Here is a 26,627-nt window from a genome sequence, read left to right as displayed (position 1 = left end):
TCCGCAAGCGCTTTGAGGAGAAAGTCCCATATGGCCTCGACATCCGCATGCGGATAGGGTGGGCCAGGCACTACGCGATTGGGCGTCACGCGCTCCCAAAGGAGCTCGCCATCGGCGGCAAACGTCGCGACCTTGACATTTGTCTTGCCGATATCGAGAACCGCTGTAGCACCACTCATAGCGGATTTTCCCTCGCACGGCTCGCGCCTTCGATGTCCCAAGCGCGCGATCGAGCGCCGGCCCCTTCCGCAGAAGAGGCCGGCAGGCACGATCAGAAGTCGAAGTCCTTGATGTTGTCCTTGGTGAAGATAAAAGGCGATCCCAGCAGGATTTCGCTCCCGTTGATGACGTTCAGCTTGCCAAGCTTGCCGGCATCGACCGAAGTCGCACCCGGCTTCAGCTTGCCGTCGATGGCAGCGCGGATCACGTAGGTTGCGGCATAGCCGAGATCGACCGGATTCCATAGCACGACCGATTTGACGCAGCTGGCATTGACGTAAGGCTTCATCGCATTCGGAGTGGCGAGGCCGACGACGGCAACCTTGCCGCACAGTTTGGCCTTGGTAACTGCCTCGGCCGAGGCCGGCGTAGCGACCGACGTCATACCAAATAAGCCCGAAAGCCGGTCACCATATTTGTTGATCAGCGTCGTCGCCTGGTTGAACGACAGTACGTTATCCTCTTGCGCCTCGACCGTTTCCAGCCATTTCAGTTTGGGATGGCATTTAGCGGCATAGGCCGACATTTCGGCAATCCAGCGCGCCTGATTGGGCGTCGTGAACGTGCTGGTGACGATCGCAAAGCCCTTGTCCTCGCCGGCTTCCTTGGCCATCGAATCGACCATGGCTTTGGCAATCCCGTTGAATTGCGCCTGGTTGACGAACCATTCCCGCGCGTCGGGTTGCGAGTTGGCATCGTAACCTACGACGTGAATGCCCTTCGACAAGGCCTTCTTCAACACCGGCGCGATCGCCACCGGATCGTTCGCTGCGAACAGGATGCCGTCCGCGCCCCCAGTGATGTGATTGTCGATGAACTTGATCTGCTCGTCGATTTTGGCCTCGGTCGGCCCGTCCGTCGTCACCTTGACGTTACCGAGCTCCTTGGCCGCGTCCTGCATGCCCTTGGAGGTGGCGTTGAAATAGCCGATGCCGATCAGCTTCGGCACGTCCACCAGCGTGACCGGCTTGCCTGCTTTATCGGGCGCGTTGGTCGGTTGACCACCATCGTAAGGCTTGGCGGCCGCCGCCGCGGCCGGACCGGCATCGCACGCCAGCGGACTGGTCGGAAGATCATCGCCGCCATCCCACTTATCGGCCGCCAGCGCGGAGCCGCCCGCCATCGCCACGCTCAAAACTACGAGCGCAGCCGTCGTCATCGCCTGATGCTTCATTGTTACGTCCTCCCTCAAACGCCGCTTTGCGGCTTATCACTCCATCAGCCCGCCACCTCGCGACGTCCGTGGAGAGAACTTGCAATCAGCGTCGACGCGATCAGGACCGCGCCGATGACGATGATCGTGGCATCACCTTTGACACCGGTCAGGGCCAGCCCATTCTTCAAGAGCTGGATCATGACCAGACCAACGATGGTGCCCCAGATCGTTCCGGCGCCACCAAAAATGCTCGTGCCGCCGAGAACGACGGCGGCGATTACATCGAGCTCGTAGCCGGTTCCCATGTCGGAGCGGGTGGTGGTCACGCGCGAGACCAGCACCCACGCCGACACGCCGGCGGCAAGTCCTGACAGCGTGTAGACCAGGAGCTTGGTCCGATCGACGGGCAGGCCTGAAAAGCGGGCGGCGGTCTCGTTGTTGCCGATCGCGTAGAGCGTGCGGCCGAATGTGGTCCGATCGAGGGCTATACCCGCCACGATGATCCCCGCGAGCAGAATCCACAATTGCGTCGGCACCCCGAACAATTCGCCCTGCCCGGTGAAGAAAAACCATTCGGGATAATTGCGTACCGAACGAGCCTGGCTGATACCTTCCGCAAGTCCGCGATACAGCGCCAGGGTAGCTATGGTCATGATCAGCGGTGGTACCCGCACACGCGTAATCAGCAAGCCGTTGATGAAGCCGGCGACACCTCCGACACCAATCGCAAACACGATCGCCAGTGGCAGCGGAAAGCCGAGGTTTTTCCAGGAGTAGCCGAGCATGATCGCACATAGACCAACGATCGAGCCAACCGACAGATCGATGCCGCCGGTGATGATGATGAACGTCATCGGCAACGCGAGCAGACCGACTTCGGTCATCAGGCGTCCCTGATTCAAGAGATTGTCCACCGTCAGAAAGGGCTCGCTGAACAGCCCGAGAATTGCCAGCGCGATGACGAGGATGGCCGCCAGCAGCGTCTCGTGGCGAACGAACCAGCGCGGCGCTGCACGACACATATCGGGCGCGAGCACGGCCATGTGACTTATCCTCCCGCCTGACGGCGCCGACGCCGCAGGATGTCGGCGACGACCGTCACCAGAATCAACGCGCCCTGTACGGCGTGAATCCAGTACGGCGACACGTTGATGAAAACGAGCGCGCTGGCGATCTCGGCGATCAGGATCGCAGCCAGCGTTGATCCAACCACGGTGCCCACGCCGCCGAGAATACTGACGCCGCCGACCACCGCGGCGGTGATGACCGTCAATTCCAGATTGGGCGGCACCGTGGACTGAATGACTTTGAGCTGGGTCGCAAACAGCAGCGCCGCGATTCCGGCAAACAGGCCATGCAGCGCAAACACCATGACCACGGTGCGCCGGGGCGAGACGCCACAAAGCCGGGCGGCTTCCGCATTGCCGCCGGTCGCGTATATGGCACGCCCCTCACCGAATAGCGCATCCAGAGCGCAGCCAAAATCGTGGCTGTCGCCATGATGAGCACCGGCATCGGCAGGAACCCGAACAGTTCGATATCGGCGAGGTGAAAGCTTTCCGGTAGATCGGTAATCCATCGGCCGCCGGTGACGCTGATCAGGCCGCCCTTGAGGATCGACAACATTCCGAGCGTGACGACGATCGACGGAATGCGCAGATAGGCGATGACCACGCCCTGCAGCATCATGACGAGGATACCCACCGCGAGCGGAACGAGCCATACCACGACGACCGGCAGGCCCGCGACCGCCAACGATCCGCTGACGGTCGCGAGCACACCAATCAAAGAGCCGATCGAAATGTCGATGTTGCCCGACACGATCACCATTGACATGCCGATCGCCGCCACCGCGATATACGCGTTGCCAAGCACGATGTCGGCAAGGTTGCGGGCGGCCAGAAAACGTGAATTGTCGAGGCCGACGAGGATCGCAACGCCGACGATGGCGAAAGCGAGCAATGCCTCCTGCGATGCGAACATACCGAGCGCGCCGCCCTCCCCCGTCCGAGAACGCGACATGGCCAAAGTGCTCATGCCGCCCTCCCGGTGTCCGCGCCGTGGCTGTCCATCATCGCCGCCCCCACCGCTTCGGGCGTGGCTTGCTCGCGCGAAAACTCGGCAACCAGTCGTCCCTCCCGCATCACGAGGACGCGGTCGCTCATGCCGAGCACTTCGGGCAATTCACTTGATATCATCAGGATGGCCAGCCCTTGCCCGGCGAGCTCGCTCATCAGCCGGTGGATTTCAGCCTTGGCGCCGACGTCGATGCCGCGGGTCGGTTCATCGAGAATAAGCAGTCTCGGCTGATTGGCGAGCCATTTTCCTAGAACGATCTTCTGCTGGTTGCCACCCGACAATCGGCCGACCACCTGATCGAGCGAACTCGCCCTGACACCGAAGCGCGAGATACCTGCCTTCGCCAATCGCGTCTCGGCTGCACGATCAATGAAGCCGACGCGCGCCACTTTGGCCAGGCAAGCCAGCGAAAAATTCTCGCGTATATTCATCGCTCGAACCAGGCCCTGGGTGCCGCGGTCCTCCGGCACATAGGCGACGCCGAGCGCGCGCGCGCGACCGGGCGAGCGGATCTCCGCTGCCTCGCCCGCCAGAAGAATCTCGCCGGATTCGGCGGGCGTAATGCCGAAGATGGTCTGCGCCAATTCGCTGCGCCCGGAACCGATCAGGCCGGCCAGTCCGACGATCTCGCCGGCACGCACCGTCAGGCTGACGCCTTTGGTCATCGGCCTCCGCACCAGATCGTGCACTTCCAGTACCGGCGCGCCGACCGCCGCTGCGACCTTCGGGAACAGGCTTTCGATCGTGCGTCCGACCATCATCTGAACTAGCTCTGCGGATGATATCTCCGCGACGCGCCTGCTGCCCACCTGCAGGCCGTCGCGCAATACGGTGACCCGGTCAGCAAGCCGAAAGATTTCCTCCATGCGGTGGCTGATATAGATGATGCCGACACCGCGCGATTTGAGCCGCCGCACGATGTCGAACAGCCGCGTCACATCATATTCGGTGAGCGCAGCAGTCGGTTCATCCATGATCAGCAACCGCGCATCCTGCGACAGTGCGCGCAAGATCTCAACACGCTGCCGGTTGCCGACGCTGAGCGTGCCGACGATAGCGCCCGGGGCCAGATCGCCGATCTCGAGCGAAGCAAGCAGCGCCTCCGTCTTCGCGGTCATTGCCTTCCAGTCGAGACGACCGGCGCCCCGGCGCGGCGCGTGGCCCATGAAAATATTCTCGGCAACCGTCAAATCCGGAAACAGCAGCAGTTCCTGGTAGATCGTGGCAATCCCCGCGCGCCGAGCGTCGTCTGGACGCTCGTAACGAACCGGCCTTCCATCGACAAAAATGGAGCCCTCATCGGCTTGATAGACCCCGGAGATGATCTTGATCAGCGTGGATTTGCCGGCGCCGTTCTCGCCAAGCAGCGCATGCACTTCGCCGGGCGCGACCTCGAACGAGATGTTCGAAAGCGCGCGAACTCCGGGGAATGATTTCTCGATGCCGACCACCGCCAGCAGCGGGACCGCCTGGTCCTGACGCGCGGGAGCGTTGGGGACCCCACTCATGCCGCCACGACCTCGTCGGAACGCTCGGTTGTGATGATGACCTCGACGCCCGCATCGCCCAGCATATCGATCGCTTCCTTCGGCGCGTCGGCGTCGGTGATCAACGTCGAAATACGACACAGTGGGCAAACCACCAGACTGCCGCGCTGGATAAATTTTGAACTGTCAACCATGACCACCAATTTCTCGGCACGCTTGAGCAGCTTGGTTTCGGCGCGGGCGATCAGCGGATCGCCCTCGATCACGCCGAGCGGACCGATCGAAATGGCGCTCATGAACATGCGCGAGGCCGAATAGTGCTGGATCGCGTCCTCCTCGAAAGGCGAGACGATCAGTTTCTGGTCGCGATAAACCTCGCCCCCCGGCAGCGCGACGCGACAGTTCGAATCGCGGATCAACGTCTCGGCAAGCGGATAGGAATTGGTCAGGACCTTGAGGCGGCGATCGCGCAGGAATTCGCCCATCTCGAATGTCGTCGTTCCACCATTGATAATAATTGCGTCACCATCGCTGCATAGCGCGACAGCGGCGCGCGCGATCGCCCGCTTGGCGGCGATGTTGAGGGTCTTGCTGATTTCAAAGGAGCGGGTCGCCAGCGCGGGGGCGTCGCCCGGAGCCAATTGCGAGCCAGGAATGGCCTCTAATCCACCGTGCACGCGAATCGCTGAACCCATCTCGGCCAGCCGCGAAAAATCGCGCCGCACCGAGGCTTCCGAAGCGCCGGTGGCCCGGCAAGCGTCAGCGATGCGAACGAGTTGATGCTGTTTCAGCATCGCCTTGATGACCTGCCAGCGCTCGCGTTCGTGCACGGTGCTGTTCCTCCCGAGCATTCATAACTAGTCATGAACCTTTCGATCGGTCAACGCGAAACACTCAAGTTCCGCCAGTTTCGCGCTGCACCAATCATCCAGAACGCAAAATCGCTCATGTCTTGATTGACCCTGATCGTCTGCGATCCTATGGTCCGCCAAAACTGCATCGCGTTGGAGGCGAGATAGATGACCAAGGCCGCGGCTGAGCCGCTTCCCGATCTTTGGGACGACGCCTACGCGGCGGGCCTCGATGAACCGGGCCTGTTGCTCTACCGCTCCAATCTGCTCGGCAGCGATCTTCGCATTACGAATTTTGGCGGGGGCAACACGTCGGCCAAGATTGCCATGACCGATCCGCTGACCAAAGAGCCGGTTACGGTCCTCTGGGTCAAAGGCTCCGGCGGCGACATCGGCTCGATGAAACGCGACGGCTTCTCCACGCTTTATCTCGACAAGTTGGAAAGCTTGAAAGGCCTTTATCGAGGCATTGCCCACGAAGACGAGATGGTGGGGCTGTTCAATCACTGCACGTTTGGCCTCAATCCGCGCGCGACGTCCATTGACACCGCCCTGCACGGCTTTGTGCCGCACGTTCATGTCGATCATGTCCATGCCGACGCCGTGATCGCCATCGCCGCCTGCTCCGACGCCGAACAGCTGACCCGGGACGTATTCGGCGGCGCGCTCGGTTTCCTGCCCTGGCAGCGGCCCGGATTCGAACTCGGGCTCAAGCTTGGCGACATGGCGAGGCGACACCCCGAATATGTAGGCGTGGTGCTCGGCGGTCATGGTCTCTTCACGTGGGGCGAGACATCGAAGGCGGCCTATCAGACCACCCTGCGCATCATCCAACAGGCGGCCGATTGGCTTGGCGCCAATGAAAGGCAACCCGCATTCGGCGGCGCTCGCGTCGCGCCTGCCCCGGCCGAAAAGCGGCGCACTGTCGCCGCGGCGCTGATGCCGCTGATCCGCGGCAAGATTTCGAGCAACGAGCGCAAGGTCGGACACTTCACCGACGCACCAGAGGTGCTGGAGTTCGTCAATTCGCACGCGCTCGAGGCCCTGGCGCCGCTCGGAACCTCGTGCCCGGATCATTTCCTGCGCACCAAAATCCGCCCACTCGTGATCCGCTATGATCCCCAAAGCGAAAATATCGATGCTGTAATTGACTCCCTGGACCCGCTACTTGCGGCCTATCGGAACGACTATTCCGCCTATTACCTGCGTTGCAAGCGGCCCAATTCACCTGATATGCGCGACCCGAACGCGGTGATCTATCTGGTGCCGGGTATCGGCATGTTTTCTTTCGCCAAGGACAAGGCGACGGCGCGCATCGCCTCGGAATTCTACGTCAACGCCATCAACGTGATGCGCGGCGCCTCCGGCGTCGGCGCCTATGTCGGCCTACCCGAGCAGGAAGCCTTCGATATCGAATACTGGCTGCTCGAGGAGGCCAAGCTACAGCGCATGCCGAAAGCCAAATCGCTGGCCGGCAGGATCGCTTATATCACGGGTGGCGCCGGCGGCATCGGCAGCGCGACGGCATTGCGGCTGCTCAGCGAAGGCGCCTGCGTTGTGCTTGCAGACGTCGACCAAACGGCGCTCGATCAGCGCATCGAATCCATCGTGCAGAAATTCGGCTGTGACAGCGCGGTCGGATTCAAGCTCGACGTCACCGACGAGACGAGCGTGATCGCCAGCTTTGACGAAACTGTCGTTGCCTATGGCGGCATCGATATTGTCGTCTCCAACGCAGGTATTGCCTCTGCCTCGCCGGTGGAGGACACGACTTTGACGCTTTGGCAAAGGAATATGGACGTGCTTGCGACCGGCTATTTCCTGGTGGCACGCGAGGCGTTCCGATTGATGCAACGCCAGCAGTGCGGCGGCGCGATCGTTTTCGTCGCATCCAAGAACGGCCTTGCCGCTTCGGCCGGCGCCTCGGCCTATTGCGCGGCCAAGGCGTCAGAAATCCACCTGGCGCGCTGTCTCGCGCTGGAGGGTGCGCCGCACGGCATTCGCGTCAACACCGTCAACCCCGACGCGGTACTGCGCGGCTCGAAAATCTGGGCTGGCGAATGGCGCCAGCAACGGGCTGCCTCCAATAACGTGGCCGAAGACGAGCTCGAGGAGGTCTATCGGCAACGCTCGATGCTCAAGCTTTCGGTACTGCCGGAGGACATCGCGGAGGGGATTTATTTCTTCGCCAGCGATCGTTCCGCCAAATCGACCGGCAATATTCTCAATATCGATGCCGGCAACGCGCAGGCTTTCACGCGCTGAGGCGCTAGTCGTTGGGAGGCAGCGATGACCGGATTTTCGATCAGCGAGGACTTTCTCCAGAGCGAAAACGCCGGACGAAAGATTGCGCTCGATGAGGATTACGCCGCGCTGGCGCGTGCGCTGGGGCGCCGCGGCATCGACACCGAGGCGGTGATCGAAAAGGTCATGGCATTTGGCGTCGCGATTCCGACCTGGGGTGTCGGCACCGGCGGCACGCGGTTTGCGCGCTTCCCCGGTCCCGGCGAACCCCGCCATATCGTCGACAAGCTTGAGGATTGTGCCACCATCCACCAGCTGGTGCGCGCGACGCCGACGGTTTCGCCGCACTTCCCATGGGACACGACCCGCGACTACGCGGCGCTGCGCGAGATTGCTGCCAGTTGCGGTCTCGCCTTCGATGCCGTGAACTCGAACACGTTTCAGGATCAGCCGAACCAGAAATATTCCTATAAGTTCGGCTCGCTGTCGCATGTCGATGGCGCGGTCCGGGCACAAGCGATCGTGCACAACATAGATTGCATCGATATCGGCCGTCAACTCGGCTCAAAAGCACTGACGGTATGGATCGCCGACGGCTCCAACTTCGCGGGCCAGTCCAATCTGACCTCTGCATTCGACCGCTATCTCGAATCTATGCGCGAGATATACACGGAGCTGCCCGGCGACTGGCGGGTGTTTCTGGAGCACAAGCTGTACGAGCCGGCGTTCTATTCAACGGTCATTTCCGACTGGGGGACCAGCTTTGCCGCGGCGCAAGAACTTGGACCCAAGGCGCAATGCCTGATTGATCTCGGTCATCACGCGCCGAACGTGAATATCGAGCAGATCGTCGCACGCCTGGTGCGCTTCAACAAACTCGGTGGCTTCCATTTCCACGATTCGAAGTATGGCGACGACGATCTGGACACCGGCTCGGTTGAACCGTTTCGTCTGTTCTTGGTGTTCAATGAACTAGTAGATGCGCAGAACCGCGATCCCGACGGGAGCGCACCGGCCTTTATGCTTGATCAATCGCACAACGTGACCGATCCGATCGAGAGCCTGATGCAATCGGCGATCGAGTTGCAGCGAGCCTATGCCCAGACGCTGATCGTCGATCGCCCGGCGCTAGCCGCGGCACAGCAGGCCAACGACGCGCTGGCCGCCCATCTTGAGATCAAGTGCGCCTACACTGCCGATGTCTCGCCGATCCTCGGGATGGCACGGTACCGCGCCGGCGGCGCCATCGCGCCGATCGAAGCCTATCGCACGGCGGGCTACCGAAAGCAGAAGGCCAAGGAACGGCCGCCGGTCGCGGGAGCATCGGCGGGGATTGTTTGACGTAACAGACTTCGGCCGCAGCCAACTCACCGCCATCGCAAACACTCCAACCTGGGCTCTCGCGGTAGACACGAGCGGAATCGAGCTCTCAGGCTTCGCGAGGCGCCGCGAGCCCGAGCTTCGTCGAGCCGTGATTTCGTGGGACTCCAAGCAGCCATCAGGCCGCTACAAATCGGGGGATAGTCGAGGGTCGGGAAAGAATGGATACTCTAGAGCGAGCGTGTCATGGTTGTCGCTGAAGTTTTTCACCGCGGCCGCAACGATCCGTTCGCGGGCCTTCCCGGTCAGCACGGCGCACTTCCATGGTTGAGTATTGCTTGAACTAGGAGCAAGCCTCGCGATCGACAGGATGTCTTTGACAACTTCAATTGGAACAGGCTTATTCGTATAGCCACGTTTCGCCCGACGTCCTCTGATGAGGTCGTCTTTTGCTAAGATAGTGGAAATCGCAAATAGGATCGAGTTAATCGAAAAGGAAATTGAAGACCCAATCGCGGCTGTGGCAAATGCAGTCAAGGAGATTGAACGTGCTCAGCTGGTCAATGAAATGCGAAGTTATCGCGTCAGCATGAAGAGGGCGTGCTCAAGTATCAAGGATCAGCTCGCGCCTCTTAACGGACTGGCGCCGGCCGACAACAATCTCCAGAATGCGACAGTGCAACACTGCATCAGCGTTTTGAGCAGTGAAATGGCCGCGGTTAACGAGGCCATATTGCAATTTGCGGCAGCAGACGCCGGTGCCGACGCAAAACCTCCGACGTTGCAAACTTACTTTTCTTGCTCGGCTTCTGTCGGTATGTGGGCGCAAGCGTATCAAATGGTCGATGCGTATTATCCAACCGAACCGCCAGTTTACGCGTCCGCACAAAACGGCGTTCTCCAAGACATGTATAAATCGTTTTTTGCCGAAGTGGATCGTATCGTCACGGATAATGAACCGGCGCTATACGGACCCCTACTTATTCCGAAAGGCGTCGTTTGCCGATTCGTAACGGATCACTTTGAGATGGACACGGGCGAGATACACCTCTCCGGGGTTTATTTGTGCGCGAAGGCCGATCCAGGCCAAGAACCTAAGGTGCTGAACGTGCTGTCACACGATCCCATCCCTAAATGGGTACCAGAGAATCTAAATTCGCCGGCGGCGTTAGCTTTTTCCTCCCTTCTGCAAAGAAGGGCACCAATTGTGCAACGCTTGTCGGACTACAGCCCTGTCCTTCAAACTGCCGAGAAGACGATGTCAATTTTTCGGGGCGCTATCACGCGACCGCACAAGCTAAACTCTTACTTTTCGTGATTCGCCGAAGAGGTCTACAGCCACGCGACCACTCGCCGTTCGGATGGTCTGCTCCGGCAAAGTTCATTTACGTATTTGCGACGGGACTCCCGGATTAGCAGGTCGCGCTCTGCGCACAGCTCGTCCCCTTTGCTCAGCATTCGTGCCAACAGCTCTTCCGCAGTCTTCGTGCTGATACCCGCCCGTTGGAGATCGCGGATTTCCTTTCGTCGCCGGGATGTCTGCCGGCGGCGCTGCTCGATGTCCCCTCGAATGAACTCAAGATCCATGGCCCGTCCGCATCCCGCTCGATAAGAACAAAATAAGAACTACGACGCAAGACGCAAAACATTTTTGACGCGTGACGGCACCCATTTGGCGGTGCCAAATCGGTGCCACGCGATCTCTATTTGATGATGAGAGTCTGCCGGAGAAATTAAAAATGCCGCTGCGCGGCAATCACTTACGAGTGGTGGGCGCACCAGGGCTCGAACCTGGGACCCGCTGATTAAGAGTTCAAGACCAGCGCCTCTCTACGATTTCTGAATCTGCGCCACCCTACGACAACGTCCAAGAAGACCTTTTATTTGTAGGGACTTGTCGCATAGCTTCGCAGTCCAGCGAACCTAGGCCTTCAAACACCTCGGCTCGCCAAAACCGTTTGAAAACCGTTTTAGCAGTTCACGTCCGCTCTATGACCGACATTCGTATTGCTCTCAGCGACAAGGCCATCGCTCAGCTACCGACTCCTGAAGACGGCTGGTACCTCGCTCGCGACACCGAGTTGAAAGGCTTCTTCGTGGTCGTGGGGAAGCGAAGAAGGACCTTCACTGTTCAAGGTGATCTTAGGCACCGAGGAAAGCGGGCCTCTTCCATCAGGGTCTCCATTGGAGATGCCAGCGAGTTGACGACCTGAGCGGCCCGCGCAATTGCAAAGGAATATCTTGCTCAGATCAGCAAAGGGCAGCAGCCAAAAGCGAGGCAGGACTCAAGGGCCGAACGAGCCTGCCAGCGTCCCTGGAGATGATGCGATGCGTTCCTTATTGAGCTTGGGCTTTCTCATTGCCCTGTGTGCCTCGGCAAATGCCGCGACGGCCAACCACCAATACCGCAAACACGCCGTTACGCGTCACGAATGGCCTGCTGACTGATGGACTTCACATCGGCAAATGAACCGTCCGTGTATTGCATGGCGCCCCAAACCTACACGCGACAGTGTTAACGAGCCGTAGTTCGACTAGCGTTCAGCGCGCGAACGTAGCTCGGCGAACGGCCTTCGTAGCTCAACGAAGCGGGCGAGACCGGCTGAACAAGAACCCGCCGGGACTGAATTTTCGGGCTACTGCGAGCGCGCTGCCCTCGCTCGTTTCAAGCGCGATCTTCTGGGCCAGCATCACGTCTCCAATCGGCAGATCGCCCAGCGGCAGGAAACATAAGCCGATCTTCGGTCGACCGTTTTCGTCAATCTCGCAGACATTCGTCGCGGCTCCCGCATAGATCCTGTAGCGGTTGCCGGTATCGCCACCGAGGACCTCGAAATAGCCCTTTTCCGCGAATTGCCCCCGTTGGGCCGGCGAGAGCCAGTGCCGCAACAGTAGCAGCGCGCGGCCCTCCGGAGTCCTCTCCGCACCGCATCTAATGAACAGAGCCTTTGTTGCCCTCCGCCGTGAGCGTTCGCCCGGTCGGGATGGCATGAAGCGCAACACGGCGCTGACCAATTAGCCGCCGACCAGTCTAGGAAAGAACACCGTTTCTTCCGCCGTCGGATCGAAGGATTGAGTCTGCGAGACTTGACCTGGACCGGTCCGGACCGCGGCGGTGAAGCCGACCTTCGTCAGCTTGCGGAACCGCTGCTCCGCCTCCGCCAGTTCTCGTGCATCGTTCGCGTCGAAAAAGTGCCGGCTGTCGCCGCTACGGTCCATCACAATCTGGATCGCCATGCGTATCCCTCCTTGTTGGTTCAACAATGAATGTTGTTCAAGCTCCGAAGTTCCTCGATCGTGCTGAAGCTGCTGCCTTGGCGCGGCGCAACAATGCTTCGGTATGCGGACGCAGATGGCCGCCAGCTAAGCGCAGTTTTCGGGGACTTCGGCGAACGGCATCACCCCGCCAGAGGCTCGCCCGAAGACCCCGATCGAGCTGCGGTCCGCACCCTTCCATAAACCGGAGTTCGCATTCACATACGATAATTCACCTGATCGGGAGCGCAGTTACATTTTGGTGGGGCCTTGCGAAGTCAGAGGCTTTCATGCCGTATTACGAATTCGAGTTTGTCACCGATGCAATATGCCAGCATCAGGGCGGAATGATCTTAGAAGATCAACGGGGAGCGGCGGACCAAGCAGAACGTCTCGCGGCAGAGCTCACGCTGGTGCGACCAGAACTGATGTCTCACAATTCTGCAATTCGGGTTCGAGATCACAGCAACGCTGAAGTCTATCGCACCGCTCTCGATAGTCTCGCAATCCGGAAATGCCACCCTGGTTCCAGCACATCTTGGCACTTACGATAGCACAAGGTCCGTGCTGCTCGATCGGACCTCCATCAGGCAGCATCACCGACGCAAAGCAACCAACTCACCGAGGCGGGTTCAACTCCCCTGCCAGCCAGCCGACCGCATCTGTCTTCATTGGATCCACAACGGACGATGCCATTTCGGTACGTCCGCAGGTCGAGCATTCGAAAGTGGGCTTCTCGAATCCGGCTTTGGTTGGAGAGATGCGCGCCAATGCCATCCGGTGTTTGCATACCGGACACATCGGCCGTCCATTCGTACGCGCAGTCCTCCATTCGCCCCGAAAGATGCTCATCTACCCGCCCCGCAATTTGACTTTCAAACGAGAATTGGCGAACGTTAAGCAGCAGCTAAGTCGTCCTGACTAAGGGTGAAGCAGTCTTCAATATGCGCTGGGAGCGCCGTAGCCGCCAAATGCTCCCAGTATTCTGCCTCCGCGAGCAGTTTCCAGCTTCTGTCAGGATGAAGCGCGGCGCTCTGTCGACAAAGCGTGGCCATCGCGCGGAAGCGCTGTGCGGTTTCCATTGTTACCTCCTGTGTTTTCCCCACCTTATTTTTTGTTTTTGCGTTGGAGTCATTATCATTATGCATCAGAACAAATTTTTAATTTTCCCGTCCCCGACAGCGACTCGGTGCGCGCTTGCTGCGATTGGTTTTCGCTTCCACCTCCAATCCCGTTTTCATGATGAAATCTTCGCGACGCTTACCTCGTCCCAGAACGCAATCGTCTTGAGGCGGTCGTACAGAAGCCAATGTCGTCGACTATGTCGCGGATCGCACCGAGTTCGTACGCACTGAGAGGTTCAAACCCGCGATACAGGGGCGTTCAACTTCGGCCGAGTGGCGTTGGCCGCGAGCAAATACGAAGTCGCACGTCTGTCAGCGTTCCGGCATGGCGGTTGGCTGATCGGGCACGACGTCTGAGGCGGGACTTTGCGCAACGGATGCGACTTGGGGTCGCCAAGTGGCCGAGGGCGAGAGGCATGGTTGCGACGTCTCGATCAAGTTAGATCGCGGCGTGATGGCTAGGCGCGCGCGCAATCACAGGAGTGCGCCTCCTGCCACGGCGGAGCGTCACTGACGCCGGAGTAGGTCGGTGCTAGGCATTGCCGCAGCGTGTCGAACTCCTTATTGCGCCGCCGGGTAATCCGGCATCTGAAGTCCGCACGCGACTGCGACTCTGGTAAGTAATTTTGGCGGTCGCTGTCCACCGATCGCCAACATCATGGGTCAAAAACTCGCGCCGACTTGCACGTCGGCGGGTTCCTTTTGGCCGGGGCGGAGACGTGTTGCAGGCGCCGAGAAACGGTCTAACCCGCGAACCGTTGGAGGTCATGGCCGGTTCACGCGGCCGATCAGGTGCGACCTGCTAGCCGCGTCTGACGTTAACCATCCGGTTCGGGCGTATGACGAATAGCTATAACCTAAGTTATGGCGTTTCAGATGGTTGTGTGATTACAATCATCTATTGTTACTTGCAAGATCCGGAGCCGCGTGATTATGGCTGTCCCGTGCGAGGATCTTGCGAAGCAGTACAAAGCCTTTTGCTATTTTTTCGCGATCTGTCTCTTTGCGAGGCGCAACTATGGATGTGAGAACAGATAGGCTTGCGGTCGGCGCGCGTTTCAGGCTCAGCCAACTCGGAAGAATTCGTTGCCCAAAGCTGGCCAACATGGTTGGGTCGTGCTCGCCGTAAGCCATCGTACAACCGGCACCACCGTTCTGTTCGATGGTACCGAGCGGCCAACCATTTTGCATAGGGATTACATTAGACCAAGCTCTGATGCAGATTAACGGATTGCGCCGTTTAGCCTCGGCCCCTTATGCAGTGCCGAGAATGGTCGTCAGAATCCTTGGCGCGTCTTGATTTGGCCCGTGTACAGTCGTAAATACGTCGCGCTTCCTACCCAGTTCTTCCATTTTCCCTGCCTCTTGTAATGCTCAACTTGGTCACCTCGGGACGGGGGCGAGACCCATGGAAATATTTCGCGCCGAGAAGATTTGCGTTGTCGAGGACAACTCAAGCAGAACCTGCCGTATCTGCGGCAAGAAAATGAACCTTCTACGGACCGTCGTGGACGCGGAGAGCGGAAGCATCACCTACATGTTCGAATGCGCGTGCGGCAAGCGCTTGTGGGACGACTGAAGCATACCTCCGGGTCGACCACTCGAGCTTAGCCCCAGTTATCGTCGCCGCATTGAACAACGCTTGCCTCGCCCCGGCGCCAATTACTTTCGATCTCGACCCGCGCAACCGCCAGCAAGTTAGCCCCGGTCGCCCCGAACGCAGTTCCATTCAATGACAGGCTGACTCGCGGGGTCGAGATGCGGTGTTCGAGCTCGCTGTGACAAATCGCGCCAGATGAGAGCTTTTTCATCGTCACGCCGAAAATGGCGAAGCGGTCGACCACCTCTACTGCGATGAAGAGCTTCTGGTCGCCTGATTGCTCATCGATCGCATCGCGTTTCAGCCATTCGCTTTTTGGAGGCCACCCGCTTCGTTGAGAAGGGGCGGCGGTAAGAATGATGATTGCCCGAAAGAGGTACCCCTTCGGCGTTGTCATAAGCGCCCGGCAAACGAAAGCGGTCCGCCTTAGCGAGCTCTAGTTCGTTCGCATGCCCGGAAGGGGCTACGCTCGTTCGTGGCGACTGGGAGATTGCAGTGGAACTATCGGGTTGGCAGCGCGTCTGTCTGGTGCCCCCAGCCAGACAGGTCGCCCCCCGGCTGCTGGAGGAAAACCCGATCAGCGGGTTGGCGGCCCCCTTGTGGGGGGCCGTTTAAGTTTTGAGGTAAGGCCGTGTAAGTCCGCGGCCTCCGCCAGCGCGGTACCTGAAGCAACGGCATTGATATTCCAGCCAAAGACCCGCTCAAACCTAGCACTGTGAACCGAGAACTCGGGTTCGAGACTCGGCACCATGACGAGAAGGGCCCCTGCCCGGGGGCACACCGGCTGGAGCGCGGACGCCTTCGAAAGTAGTCGGCCAGTCGGTTGCCCCCTTGAATGCGGCGTTTCGCGCTCGCCATTGAGCAGAGAAAGCCCAGGCGAGGCCCCAGCGCGTTGCACATTGTTCTGGAGGAGATGAGCGCTGGGGCCAGAGGGCTGCCGGTACGCAACGCGGCAGGCACCGCGCATTATCTCGAAAATGATATCCGCGCACCAGCTTAGGTGAAGCACGAGCCAAATCGCTTCGGTAGTGTTCGTTGAAGTCGCGGCCAACTCGCCTGATCAAAGGCGGCCAGGCACGCTAGCTGGCCGATGCTTCGCTACGCATCAAGACATGGGATCCCGAAGTTCTGACACATGGAGGCAAAGCTCCTCTTGCCTTCAGCATCCTCGAAGCAAAAGTGCGTGCCCCTGTCGGCTTGCTCGATCCACCAGGCAATCTTGCTTCCCCGCGCAATCCGGGATGCTTCCGCACGGAGTTGATCCAGTTGCCTGCCGTAGGCTCGCAATCAAACAATCGGTTTTGACCATGGAAATGCCCCTGAAAGAAGATCAAACAAAATGGACAGTGCCGATTGTTTGTGAGGTTCTTAGTCGCGTGACTTAAGCGCTGCTCAATGGGCAGTCACGAAGAGCGGGGAGCCGACGGATAAGCGGAGGCCGGTCCTGACCGCTCGTTCGTTCACGCTGGCGGGCTCGTCATTCAGGGAAAGGCCGCCCTGCATTATCTCGCCAGACTGAAAACTGAAGGAGAAGGAAAGTCTGCCCGCCAATGCCAGGGCTATCACTAACCTGGACGCGCCATTCATTGTCTTGCCACATCGGACCTTCTGGTTCCTCGTTGAGAATTTGGCGGCTCAATTCGATAGCCGCCGCTTGTGCAGCGTCGATATCCGGTAGCTCCAGCCCGACGTCATCCAAGACAGAAATGCCGGCGTGGACATGGAAGAAGAAGCGGGTCATCCAGGCGGCTCCCCTCCAAGAGCCGCGGCGAACGCGCGCGTCTCAGTCCGCCAATGTGGGGACCAGATAAATAGACCGGCGGTGAAAGCTGGAGGGCGACTCTTTTGGGGGAGATGAATGTCTCTTAGGAGGTAGCTGGTTGGGTCAGAACGAAAGCTGCCGAACTTCTCCTGGCCGCAGCACATCTGGTTTGACCCGCAAGCGGTGCTTCAAGAGCTTGGTGACACGGGCATGGGGAACGACTCGCGCGACCGCGTCAGTCGCCTTCTGTGGTGGCACTGCTGCCACCCATTACGACCGTCTCCCATTCGACGAAATGACCGCCACGATGGGTAAGCGGACCAACATCAGAGAAATCCAAACTGAAAGCCCAACTGTAGGTTATAAGTTCTGGTAATTCAATTGTTGCGAGCGATTATGGTTATGGCCGACGGTGGGCTCGCCCCAGTGGGGTACCCATTGAGACAGCCGCTCGAGCCGCAGACGAACAAGGCCGCCCGGAATAGTCCGGACCGATCTCGCCTCGCTCGTCTTGTGCCCAGGTAGGCAAACGGCGACGATCGTCCTAAATGCTTCGCGAGCATGCGGATATCTCGCCGGCGAGTTGACGGCCCAAATCTGTCTGGAGAAACTTGGGTTTGACCGCGGGATGGTATAGGTTCCTGTTAAATCCCTGCTGCCAAATGAGTCGGGGGATTGCCGTGGGTATCTATTTCCTCTCACTTGCGGCGTGCGTTGTTGGGGTTCTTCTCTTAATAGCATTCCGCCCATAGGGCCGACAGCGGACGCAACAGTTGCCTTGAATCCTCAGCCTAGCCCGATATTGAGGTTTTCGGCTGGTTGTTTTTGACTGTGCGCGGTTGAGCGCGTTCAACTCCATGGCTGGAGACGAACGTGATCACCTGGCTGCTGGTCCTCCTCATCGCGGTTAGCGTTGCAATCCTGATCGCTCACGCGGTCGACGCGATGCGTTCCTGAGGCTCCGCCTCTGAGGACCAACAGAGTTTACCCTTGGGCGGCGCCCGGTGAGAGCTGCAGGGGTTCGTCGGCAGTGTGCAACGTGTCCGCGACATCCCGCGACGCTCGATCGCATTGAAGGCTACGATCCGGATCGGATAGGCATATTGGCCGAAGATCACGTCGCGGAGCACCATCTCAAAGCCGGCGTGTTGCTCGTCGGCGTCGCGCTAGGAGCACGATCGGCCGGCAGGATTGAGAGCGAGCAACGGATACGCATGCGCTCCACTCCGAAGCTCGCGAGCCGGGTTCAGGTGGCTTTGAGGATACGTCGGGGCCGCTCCGCCAGATCGCCGACTGACGATCGAAGCGCGTTCAGCTCGGCCGCTGTGCACCATTAATATCCGCTGATCTGGATCATCAGTGAGGCCACGAAAGCTTTTCCCGGCTCGTTCCAATCCGGGAACGCGGTAAAGCAAAAGTCACAGGCGTTGCACATTTGCAACCCGCACGGCCGTCCGAGACACTAAGCTCGTCCATTGAGGCAACCGAATAATTTTTCGTGCTTACTTCAGTATGATCAGGCAGGGCGAAATGTATGATGTCTATCGCAATGACAAGCGCTTCTTGCTCGTTCTAAGTTCAGGTTCTCCCGTACCCGGGCTTTACTCTGCACACAAGTGGCGCAAGAGCCGAAAAAGAGTTCTCAAGGTCAGCGACGAAATCAAGTCAACCGTTCAGGCACAGGGTTATTACCTCCGCAGCCTGCGGATCACCAAGGAGCGGATGATCGAGATGGAGTAGGTCGCCGGCCGGCGTCCTCCACCTTTAAAGCATGACCAGCAACCAAGCCGCCATCGTGGCGCTCTTCCGAGTGCTCAACCGGCTACGTTAGTAATCTACAGCCGATGCCCCGCGTCCGGACGCGCGTTCATATGGCCGACAACAAGGCGACCGCGTTTTTAAGATCACCTCGGTCGAGATGATCGAACGCCCATTGCTTCCACCGCTCGACATATATGTCGCGCGTCCCTCCGCACGCATGGTCTGGCACTACTTCTTGACCAGTATTCCGATCGTTCGCGCCATTCGCCTCACGGATCCGGCGTGGCGGCCCAGTTCGGCGGCTATCTTCGTTGTGCCAACGCCCTTCCGGGCGAGCTTGACCAACCGCTGCACCTCGCGATCGGCCCATTGCTTTGGCTTTTGTGTTTTCAAGATGCGAACCCTGCCGCCACTTAAGCAGTGCGCCTGGTTGCCGGCACTTGGGAAATTTACGGGTTGTCCGCCACGTGTAGTTACTGCGGCCACATGCTGTCCCAATCGGGACAGCCTTCGCAACGGGTCTGATCGTGCTATCGTCGGTATCATCCTTCCTAGTGATCACGTAGCAGTCTTCCCGCCACCTTCTCGAAATCAACCTCGGTCCGCTTGGACCGGAATGCCGCCTATCTAACCAAAGAACGCAGCGCGTGCGCTCGCGAAGGCCGGCGCTGCCGGAGTTGCATTCGCCGGGGCGCGAGGCCGCAGCGCCATTGCCGTGGATCGCTCTCGATTGGATTGCCAGAGCGCAGGCCGATAAACGTCAATGCCGAAGCTCACGTCGCTCCAAAGCGCAGCGGCCCCGCCTCTCCGGAACCTGTGGCAGGGCCGCCTGCTCTCCGGGCTGGGGCTGGGGGGCAGGTCAAACCCGGTTAGCCGCGCCAGTCTACGCCAGAATTTCAGAACGAATGACTGATCAAAAGAGGCACCTCTCCGGAATCAGTCCTACTTGAGTCTGCAAGTATCAACCAACCATCCACATCGAGAACGGGCGCGCCGAGATCGCAGCAAAGAACGGTTCAGCCCGCACCGTGCGGATTGACAACCGTATAGCCGCGCAATGATCGCGCGTGCATCCTCGTCGCGTGTCCGCCTGAGTTGGCGTCATACGCGATCCAAATGTCGCCTCCGAGATGCTGTTCTAGAACGAAGACGTGCCCGCGCCGCGCCGCGACCATTCCGGGCGCGGGCGAGGTACGCGGAAAGCGTAGCCAGTTGGCTGCCAGGTTCAATTCAGGGATTATACGACCAAACACGCGTAGCGCTGCGCCACAACCGCAGAATGAAGATGGGCAACCGGCCGGCCGACCGCCGACGATCCGGCTGTCAGCGCCGGCGCTCACTTCCGTTATGCTGTTGGCCGAGCCTAATGCGAGTTGTTTTGGGCGATACGCCTGCAGTGAGTCCTGTGAAATTCCTTTGCCGCGCGTCTGCGTGGAAGAGAAGTCACATGGCATGATGACATTGCATTCGGGCGCGTGGCCGATCCGGTACGATCTTGCTTCCGAACAGATCGAGCTGATGACAACGAAGAGACACGCAGAAAATACTTGCTTGAACATTGCAGGACTCCGAACTGAGGTCCTGCCCCGGGCACCAACCAACGAATAACAATTTGGCTGAAAAGCGGCCGAAACAACAGCAATCGCGCTCCGATCTCGTCAATCCTCACTGCCGGACGTTGCGACTTGATGATTAGCTCGCTCAAGGAGCGCGCCTTCACTTGTCGGACGATCAAGTCTGCTTCGGAGCACAGGCTGCGGTCAGCCCCAGCAGAAATGTCCGAAACGGTGCCAACGGCCGACGCGAGCCCTCAGCGCCGGAATGTCACAAGCCAGAAGCTCACCACCCAGGGAGCTTACTCTATCACCTGATCCGCCCGTGCAAGGAAGGATGGTGATAGGTTGAGGCCCAGCGCTTTGGCAGCCCTTGCATTGATGGCTAACTCGAACTTCCTTGGCTGGTACACCGGGATTCAGTGCGCTTTTCTAGCCCTGAAAATCTCAGCAACTTGCGACGCCATAAGGCGAAGGAGGTCAGCAAGATCGACGGGATGAGACACCAGCCCCCCGGCCTCGACAGGAAAGGATAGCCCGCGGGAAGGTGGTCGGCGGTGATTAGCTCCATGATGGTACGATGAAGCGCGAGAGGCTCACCCTGGTCGGAGACGATGAGTGCGGTCGGTTGATGCGTTCTATCGAGCAGAAACTGTCTTGATAGGCTTCTTTGCGAGACGGTGCGGCCCAACGGGAGTTCGATAATTGGAATGTCCGCCTCCCGCCGCCAACCGCAATGCTAATTCGAGGCTTTGATCGCGGCGCCGCATTGGACCGATTCCGAATTTGTACGGTGGTCGGCAGTATAGGGCGGGTCGGTGCCCGCGAAGAGGTGCATAAACGCTACAGTCCACAACACGCTGCACAAGCACACCACAGTTAATTTGCACGAACGGGACGATTCAGGTCTGCTCTCTGCATGGGACCGAGTAGGTGCGAGGGATAACAATGACTGTCACGCGCGCGGTTGGCGCGGCTGCCCTGTTTCTGACAACGCTGAGCTCTGAAGCCTATGCTGCGCGCCAGCACAGACCGGGAGAGCGGATTTCTTGCTCAGAGGTCAGATACTACGTAGCCAGGTATTCGGCAGCGCTGGCTGAGGCGTATGCCCGCAACCACGGAGCCACCGGCGCCCAGATCGAGCGGGCGCGGCGTTGCTTGCTGTCGAACGAGGCTGCCGAAACAGGGCAACGCCGGTCCTACAGCGAATGACATGGCGGAGCCTTTCCTAATTAGCCGCGCCTATATAACGTCTGCTTTTGTCCTTAGGATCAGCATCAGAAAAGACGGCCTGGACATCCCCCCTTCGGTTCTGCTCTTCCCTGCTTGCAGCCGGCGACCCTCATCGAAGGTGTCGGCTGCGGCAGCATCAGACGTGCAGAAAGCAGGCACGTCATGGGATCAGTGCACAGACCACGGCCATGCCGATGACGGTTGCGGTTTCTTGGCTAGCGGCCGCGCGGGGATGGCCGCCGGCTTGTGCGTCTGGGCGACATCGGTCGGTGGCCGCGGACGCGGCACAGGTATATCGGGCATCACCCTTGGCTCTTCGGGGCTCACCTTTGGCTCGTCAGGGATCACCTTCGGCTCCGACGCATTGGCGATCACGCTGGCCAGTTGTTCCTGACTTGCGTTGAGCCGCTCGGAAAGTGTCTGGCTTTCGCGTGCCATCTCGATTTGGTCCGCCTTGATCTGGTCGATGACCCTGTCGTTGCGCGCGCTTTCACCCAGGCTCGCCTTGAGTTGCCTCGCGAGATTCTCATTGTCGCCGACCAATTGATCTTGCCTCACCTTGAGCTGTTCAACCCTTTCGCGCAGGACAGCGATCTCGTGCGCGATCGGTTGGAGCTGCTGCGCTAAGTCGGACAGGGTGATCGCAATCGGCGCGACCTGTGCGGGAGATGCTGCGTCCGACGGGGTCATTATTTCCGTTTGAACGGAGGATGACCACCACCAGGCAGCAAAACCGATGGAGACCGCCAACAGAGAACCGGCGAAAGCCACGTAACGCCAATTCGCCAATCCATGAATACTTGGCGGCGGAGGGCTGAATGCCTCAATGCTGGTCGGCGGGTCCGAAGGATTGCCCCTCACTTCGCGAGCCAGATTCGAAAGCTGCTCCTCCAAAGTCGCAAACTGCCGTTCCGTGAGTTCGTCGTCCAGGGTGGTGGCATCCATGTTCAACGATCCGCAGCTCGAAATTTGGGAGTATCCAGTTAGGAGTGACGCTCATGAATGCGCGCTGGTGGACACTTCGGCCCAGCACCTCACATCGGACCTGTACTCGCGGAAACCTGGCAGCTGCTGAAGGGACATTTCGGCCGAGACGTTAAGGACGCATTCTGGGAACGTCCGAGATCGAGCGGCGTCCCCCGGTGCTGCGCCGCAACGCGCTGCTGCCCTCCGCCGAGGTTGCGGAGCTGAGCCTTAGTCGTCCCAGAGGCGTTTTCCGCACCCGCATTCGAACATGTGGGTGATACCTCCGCTCTCAGAGTCCACCACCGTTCGTAGAAGCTTCATTTTCTTGCCGCAGATATGACAGGTTCTGCTTGAGTTGTCCTCGACAACGCAGACCTTCTCCGCTCGAAATATTTCCATGAGTCTCGCCCCCGTCCGAGGTGACCGTACTGGAAATTACAAAGCCAATGAAACAGGGAAAGAGGAAGAACTGGGTACGAAGCCGCGACAATTTTGCGCCTATACCCGGAGCAAATTAAGATGCGCCAGCTGTCCTGACGACCTTTTGGGGTACCCCGTTGGGATGACCCGAGTAATGGTACGGAGCGATCGTCAATCCTGATCAGGGGATGATCTTATGTAGTCCCTGTGCAAAACGGTTGGTCATTGGGCACCATCGAACAGAACGATAATACTGGTAGTATGAGAGCTTTTGGCGACCACGACGCCAACCTTGCCAGCCAGTTCTGGGCAGCGAGTCGTTCCGAGCTTGCTGACCGTTAAGCGCTCGCCGACTGCAATCCCGTCTATTTTCAAATCCATGGTTGCGCCTCGCCAAGAGATAGATCGCAATGAATCGGATAACGGGAGTAGCAATCTCACGACCCGCACCGAGCTATGTCGCACAACGCGGTGGCTCGACCAGTTGAGCCCGCTCCTACATTTCGCGACCATGGCCTGCTGAACTGGTCTTCAATTCGGACGCGGTCTCGTTCAGGAGCACAATGAATCCATCTGGTCGCCCGATTTGAGCCGCATGGCGGCCCATCTCGGCGCAAAGGGTCGTACGGGGCGGGCGCAACACCGGGAGTTTACGATGTCCGGTCATTTGCGATTTAGCCTCGCCGGTTTGGTCATTGTTGGAGGTCTCTCAGTAACACCTGCGTCTGCCACCCCTTTTGCCGAGTTCTTCAATAACGCTCTTCGCGAGCCCGCTGCTATCTCGTCCGCGCAAGCGGAATGCCAGCCGCAGCCCCAAAACTCCACGGGCGAAGGCCAGCACTGGGTCTACCGTCGGGCTGGCAACCGCAAATGCTGGTTTCTGGCCGAGGGCATCGCGACGCTGCGAAAGGCCGTTCATCGTCGCTTTGCCAACCGCACCGCAAGTCCCGATGAAAGCGAGAGCGCTCGGCGCAGGCGGAGCCCGGATGACCGCACGGAGTTGCTGCGCTCCGCACCGGTCGAGCGGATTCAGCCGACGCCGCCTGCGCGCGAAGTCAAGATAGCAGAAGCCGCTTCCATTTTCGGTACAGGCATGACGGCTCTGACGCCGGCGACGCCCCTCGCCAACCTTCCGATCAGCGAACTCACGCCCGATCGCCCCGTCCCGCGCCCAGTCCAGTTGGAGAAGCTTCTCGGGGCCGCGCCGGCTGCGAGCGAAGCGGCAACCGTGCCACCGGTTGTGCCGCTCGATTTGCGTGCTAGGGAGGCGGACGATGAGGGAAGAGCCTGGACGGAAACCTGGATAGGCGTGCTGCTAATGGCATTGGGTATCGTCTCCGTCTTAAGCTCAAGCCGCGTGCTTCGGGAAGCTGTGCTGTCGCGCCACTAAGTGCCACGATGCGCGCCAGGGCCGCACCAGGCAGAGAAAAGACCCTGGTTGTCCTGGCGTCCGACGCCCTGATTGTGAACCGGGCCTGTCGTCGCGCTTGTGGAGATTATTTCCCGGTAATCCAATCGAGACCCCGCAGACGAGCCAAGGCGACTCAGGGTTCCGGTATGACCCAGCGTCTTCCAACGGTTCTTGTACTGCGCGTTTTTGTCCGTCGTCTTCTGCCGATGTTTTCGCTTCTACCTTTCGGAGCCCGATTCTAAGCTTCTCGACTTCTTCAGGCTCCGACCAAGCGTTGCAGACGTTCATGCAGAAGCACAGTATAAGGTTGGCGAATATCTGCCCTTACCTGCCCAAGAAAATGGACTTGCTTGGGCCCTCGACGAAAAATAGAAAGTCCAATAATGGCGACGTCGCGCGCTCAGTGAGCCAAAACTGTAGCCGCCAGATGCTCCCAGTACTCTGCCTGCGACCAATTTCCAGCTTCTCTCAGCACGACGCGCGGCAGTCTGTCTGCAAAGCGACCGCCATGGCGCCAAAGCGGTGGCCCAAAATTGGTTTCCGGCAGGCAATTGGATTCGGCAGCGCTCTTGAGCGAACCATTTTCGCTTTGGGTTCACATCAGTTTCGAATGCTACTGGATGAGCATTGTCGCGCGCCAGTTGCGCAGCTCCGCACGGTCGAGCGCACCGCCACGGAGCGTGGTTGGGCGGCAACACGACCATGCGAAGCGGCGAGAGTAGGCATGCAATGTCGGAATCCGAACCGACTGACCGCGACGCGTCTTCTCTAATTGGTTCGTTGCTGAGCACCTGAACCTTACTGGCGACCAAGCCCGGCGCAAATGCCGGGCTTATTCAACCCTATCCCGCCGTGACCGAGCTCAACGAAGGACCAGATGCGCTGCCGCCGTCTTAGCCGGATCCGGCCGTTTGGCTCGGGATCAGTTCTCGAGAACGCGATCGTTTCCCGTCGGTGCCACGATGGTCTGACGCTCCGGGACTTGCTGCGGGCGATAACGCAGCTCGCGCTGGCGCGGAGGTGGGCGATCGGACGGATTGCGACGAATCTTCGCTTGGAGCTCGATAAGATCGGTGAACACGTCGGCTTGGCGTCGCAGTTCGTCGGCGATCAACGGCGGGTGGCTCGCCATTGTGGAAATGACGGTGACCCGAACGGCGCGGCGCTGCACCGTCTCCACCAGCGATCGGAAGTCGCCGTCACCTGAGAATAGCACCATCTCATCGATATGATCAGCCAGCTCCATGGCATTGACAGCGAGTTCAATGTCCATGTTGCCCTTGATTTTGCGTCGACCGCCAGCGTCGATGAACTCCTTGGTCGGCTTGGTGACGACGGTGTAGCCGTTATAATCAAGGCAATCGATCAGCGGACGGATCGAGGCGTACTCTTGGTCCTCGATAGCGGCGACGTAGTAGAACGCGCGCACAAGTGTACCGCGACTCTGAAATTCGCTCAGCAGGCGTTTGTAGTCAATATAGAAGCCGAGCGTCTTGGCCGTAGCATAGAGATTGGCTCCGTCGATAAAGAGCGCAATCTTAGCAGGAGACGACATGTCGTGATCTCGGAAGCACTAAGGGCCATGCTGCGGGACTATGAACCCGCAAAGAGGCTGCACTTCCAAAGCTTTCATCAAAGCTCACGGTCCAATGTTATACCGGCGTCCGCTAACCTTAAACCGTTTTGCTCTGACCAAAATTAAATCTGTAGCACCCCTAGGCTTCGGAAAATTCCGCCGGCGCGACAGAGGGGGTAGGTCTGGTGGATCGGGACAGCCAATTCGGCTATTCTCGTTTCGTCCTCAAATTTGTGCAGCGCAACGCCTGACCATTTTCGCATTTTCGACATCGCCTTGCAATAACGGGGCCAAGGATGGCCCGGTAGCGTGTGCACCAGCAAAGGGACAGCTGTGCTGTCCGGTCGAGAGACCAGCCGTGCCGCTGTGAATACAAAGCGGCCAGGGTGCCCCCTCCCCGATGCTGCTCTCGGGTCCCTGCAGATCTGTGAGATCGTCAACAGAGGTTTCCACCGAGCGAACCAAGGCACGGTTACTTGGGTCAAAGCATCTCACCGTCTTATGAACGAGCTTATGCCGGTGACAATCCACGAATACCGGATTGCTGACGGTCGCTCACTCCAAATAGAGCGGAAAAACAGCACTCGAATTGTGATTGTAAAATTAAAAG

The 26,627-nt window shown here is 59.2% G+C and carries 20 protein-coding genes; 5 read left to right on the top strand and 15 right to left on the bottom strand.

Going from position 1 to position 26,627, the window contains the following annotated elements; genetic code table 11:
- Positions 1–271 precede the first annotated feature (271 nt).
- The 5 genes from AB8Z38_RS35090 to AB8Z38_RS35070 all read right to left on the bottom strand — a co-directional run bounded on the left by AB8Z38_RS35090 (position 272) and on the right by AB8Z38_RS35070 (position 5,771).
- Positions 272–1,378, bottom strand: coding sequence for a substrate-binding domain-containing protein (locus tag AB8Z38_RS35090; protein WP_369726683.1), 1,107 nt, complete (start codon positions 1,376–1,378; stop codon positions 272–274).
- Positions 1,379–1,437: 59 nt separating this feature from the next.
- Complete coding sequence (locus AB8Z38_RS35085) at positions 1,438–2,418, bottom strand: ABC transporter permease (RefSeq protein WP_369722104.1); 981 nt, start codon at positions 2,416–2,418, stop codon at positions 1,438–1,440.
- 5 nt (positions 2,419–2,423) lie between these two features.
- Complete coding sequence (locus AB8Z38_RS35080) at positions 2,424–2,954, bottom strand: ABC transporter permease (RefSeq protein ID WP_369726682.1); 531 nt, start codon at positions 2,952–2,954, stop codon at positions 2,424–2,426.
- A gap of 454 nt (positions 2,955–3,408) precedes the next feature.
- Positions 3,409–4,962, bottom strand: a complete 1,554-nt coding sequence (locus AB8Z38_RS35075) for a sugar ABC transporter ATP-binding protein (RefSeq protein ID WP_369722103.1) — start codon at positions 4,960–4,962, stop codon at positions 3,409–3,411.
- Positions 4,959–5,771, bottom strand: a complete 813-nt coding sequence (locus AB8Z38_RS35070; protein ID WP_369722102.1) for a DeoR/GlpR family DNA-binding transcription regulator — start codon at positions 5,769–5,771, stop codon at positions 4,959–4,961. The genes AB8Z38_RS35075 and AB8Z38_RS35070 overlap by 4 nt, the downstream gene beginning before the upstream one ends.
- 189 nt (positions 5,772–5,960) lie before the next feature.
- Between AB8Z38_RS35070 and AB8Z38_RS35065 the strand changes: the two genes are divergently transcribed.
- The gene (locus AB8Z38_RS35065; protein WP_369722101.1) at positions 5,961–8,057 is read left to right on the top strand and encodes a bifunctional rhamnulose-1-phosphate aldolase/short-chain dehydrogenase; all 2,097 of its coding nucleotides are present in this window, start codon (positions 5,961–5,963) and stop codon (positions 8,055–8,057) included.
- A 24-nt stretch (positions 8,058–8,081) separates the two neighbouring features.
- Positions 8,082–9,377 carry an L-rhamnose catabolism isomerase gene (rhaI, locus tag AB8Z38_RS35060; RefSeq protein ID WP_369722100.1) on the top strand — a complete coding sequence of 432 codons (1,296 nt, stop codon included), beginning with the start codon at positions 8,082–8,084 and terminating at the stop codon, positions 9,375–9,377.
- Positions 9,378–9,542: 165 nt separating this feature from the next.
- On the opposite strand, the gene AB8Z38_RS35055 is transcribed toward rhaI, so the two are convergent.
- Positions 9,543–9,893 (bottom strand): nitroreductase family protein, encoded by a 351-nt coding sequence (locus AB8Z38_RS35055; protein WP_369722099.1) that lies wholly within the window; start codon positions 9,891–9,893, stop codon positions 9,543–9,545.
- Between AB8Z38_RS35055 and AB8Z38_RS35050 the strand changes: the two genes are divergently transcribed.
- Complete coding sequence (locus tag AB8Z38_RS35050) at positions 9,793–10,674, top strand: hypothetical protein (RefSeq protein ID WP_369726806.1); 882 nt, start codon at positions 9,793–9,795, stop codon at positions 10,672–10,674. The two genes, AB8Z38_RS35055 and AB8Z38_RS35050, sit on opposite strands and share 101 nt — an antisense overlap.
- Before the next feature lie 1,262 nt (positions 10,675–11,936).
- On the opposite strand, the gene AB8Z38_RS35045 is transcribed toward AB8Z38_RS35050, so the two are convergent.
- The 5 genes from AB8Z38_RS35045 to AB8Z38_RS35025 all read right to left on the bottom strand — a co-directional run bounded on the left by AB8Z38_RS35045 (position 11,937) and on the right by AB8Z38_RS35025 (position 17,076).
- Entirely contained in the window at positions 11,937–12,347 is a 411-nt protein-coding gene (locus AB8Z38_RS35045) for a hypothetical protein (RefSeq protein WP_369726681.1), read from the bottom strand.
- 24 nt (positions 12,348–12,371) lie between these two features.
- Positions 12,372–12,593, bottom strand: coding sequence for a hypothetical protein (locus AB8Z38_RS35040; protein WP_369722098.1), 222 nt, complete (start codon positions 12,591–12,593; stop codon positions 12,372–12,374).
- Positions 12,594–13,507: 914 nt separating this feature from the next.
- Entirely contained in the window at positions 13,508–13,693 is a 186-nt protein-coding gene (locus AB8Z38_RS35035; protein ID WP_369722097.1) for a hypothetical protein, read from the bottom strand.
- A gap of 1,649 nt (positions 13,694–15,342) precedes the next feature.
- The gene (locus AB8Z38_RS35030) at positions 15,343–15,732 is read right to left on the bottom strand and encodes a hypothetical protein (protein WP_369722096.1); all 390 of its coding nucleotides are present in this window, start codon (positions 15,730–15,732) and stop codon (positions 15,343–15,345) included.
- Between the two features lie 1,080 nt (positions 15,733–16,812).
- A complete protein-coding gene (locus AB8Z38_RS35025; protein WP_369722095.1) occupies positions 16,813–17,076 on the bottom strand; it encodes a hypothetical protein in 264 nt (87 codons plus the stop codon).
- Between the two features lie 1,551 nt (positions 17,077–18,627).
- On the opposite strand from AB8Z38_RS35025, the gene AB8Z38_RS35020 reads away from it, so the two are divergent.
- Positions 18,628–18,837 carry a hypothetical protein gene (locus tag AB8Z38_RS35020; RefSeq protein ID WP_369722094.1) on the top strand — a complete coding sequence of 70 codons (210 nt, stop codon included), beginning with the start codon at positions 18,628–18,630 and terminating at the stop codon, positions 18,835–18,837.
- Positions 18,838–19,874: 1,037 nt separating this feature from the next.
- Here AB8Z38_RS35020 and AB8Z38_RS35015 read toward each other — a convergent pair.
- The 3 genes from AB8Z38_RS35015 to AB8Z38_RS35005 all read right to left on the bottom strand — a co-directional run bounded on the left by AB8Z38_RS35015 (position 19,875) and on the right by AB8Z38_RS35005 (position 23,411).
- Positions 19,875–20,417 carry a hypothetical protein gene (locus AB8Z38_RS35015; protein ID WP_369722093.1) on the bottom strand — a complete coding sequence of 181 codons (543 nt, stop codon included), beginning with the start codon at positions 20,415–20,417 and terminating at the stop codon, positions 19,875–19,877.
- Between the two features lie 1,395 nt (positions 20,418–21,812).
- On the bottom strand, positions 21,813–22,589 hold the full coding sequence (locus AB8Z38_RS35010; RefSeq protein WP_369722092.1) for a hypothetical protein: 777 nt from the start codon (positions 22,587–22,589) through the stop codon (positions 21,813–21,815).
- Positions 22,590–23,252: 663 nt separating this feature from the next.
- Positions 23,253–23,411 carry a hypothetical protein gene (locus tag AB8Z38_RS35005; RefSeq protein WP_369722091.1) on the bottom strand — a complete coding sequence of 53 codons (159 nt, stop codon included), beginning with the start codon at positions 23,409–23,411 and terminating at the stop codon, positions 23,253–23,255.
- A gap of 274 nt (positions 23,412–23,685) precedes the next feature.
- Between AB8Z38_RS35005 and AB8Z38_RS35000 the strand changes: the two genes are divergently transcribed.
- Complete coding sequence (locus AB8Z38_RS35000; protein WP_369722089.1) at positions 23,686–24,420, top strand: hypothetical protein; 735 nt, start codon at positions 23,686–23,688, stop codon at positions 24,418–24,420.
- A gap of 943 nt (positions 24,421–25,363) precedes the next feature.
- Here the strand turns inward: AB8Z38_RS35000 and AB8Z38_RS34995 are convergent.
- On the bottom strand, positions 25,364–25,996 hold the full coding sequence (locus AB8Z38_RS34995) for an NYN domain-containing protein (protein ID WP_369722087.1): 633 nt from the start codon (positions 25,994–25,996) through the stop codon (positions 25,364–25,366).
- Positions 25,997–26,627: the final 631 nt, after the last annotated feature.

It is taken from the genome of Bradyrhizobium sp. LLZ17, from assembly GCF_041200145.1.
In the GTDB taxonomy this organism is placed as follows: Bacteria; Pseudomonadota; Alphaproteobacteria; order Rhizobiales; family Xanthobacteraceae; genus Bradyrhizobium.
Note: the sequence above shows the minus strand (reverse complement) of the source record. Positions and strands in the feature narration are given on the sequence as shown.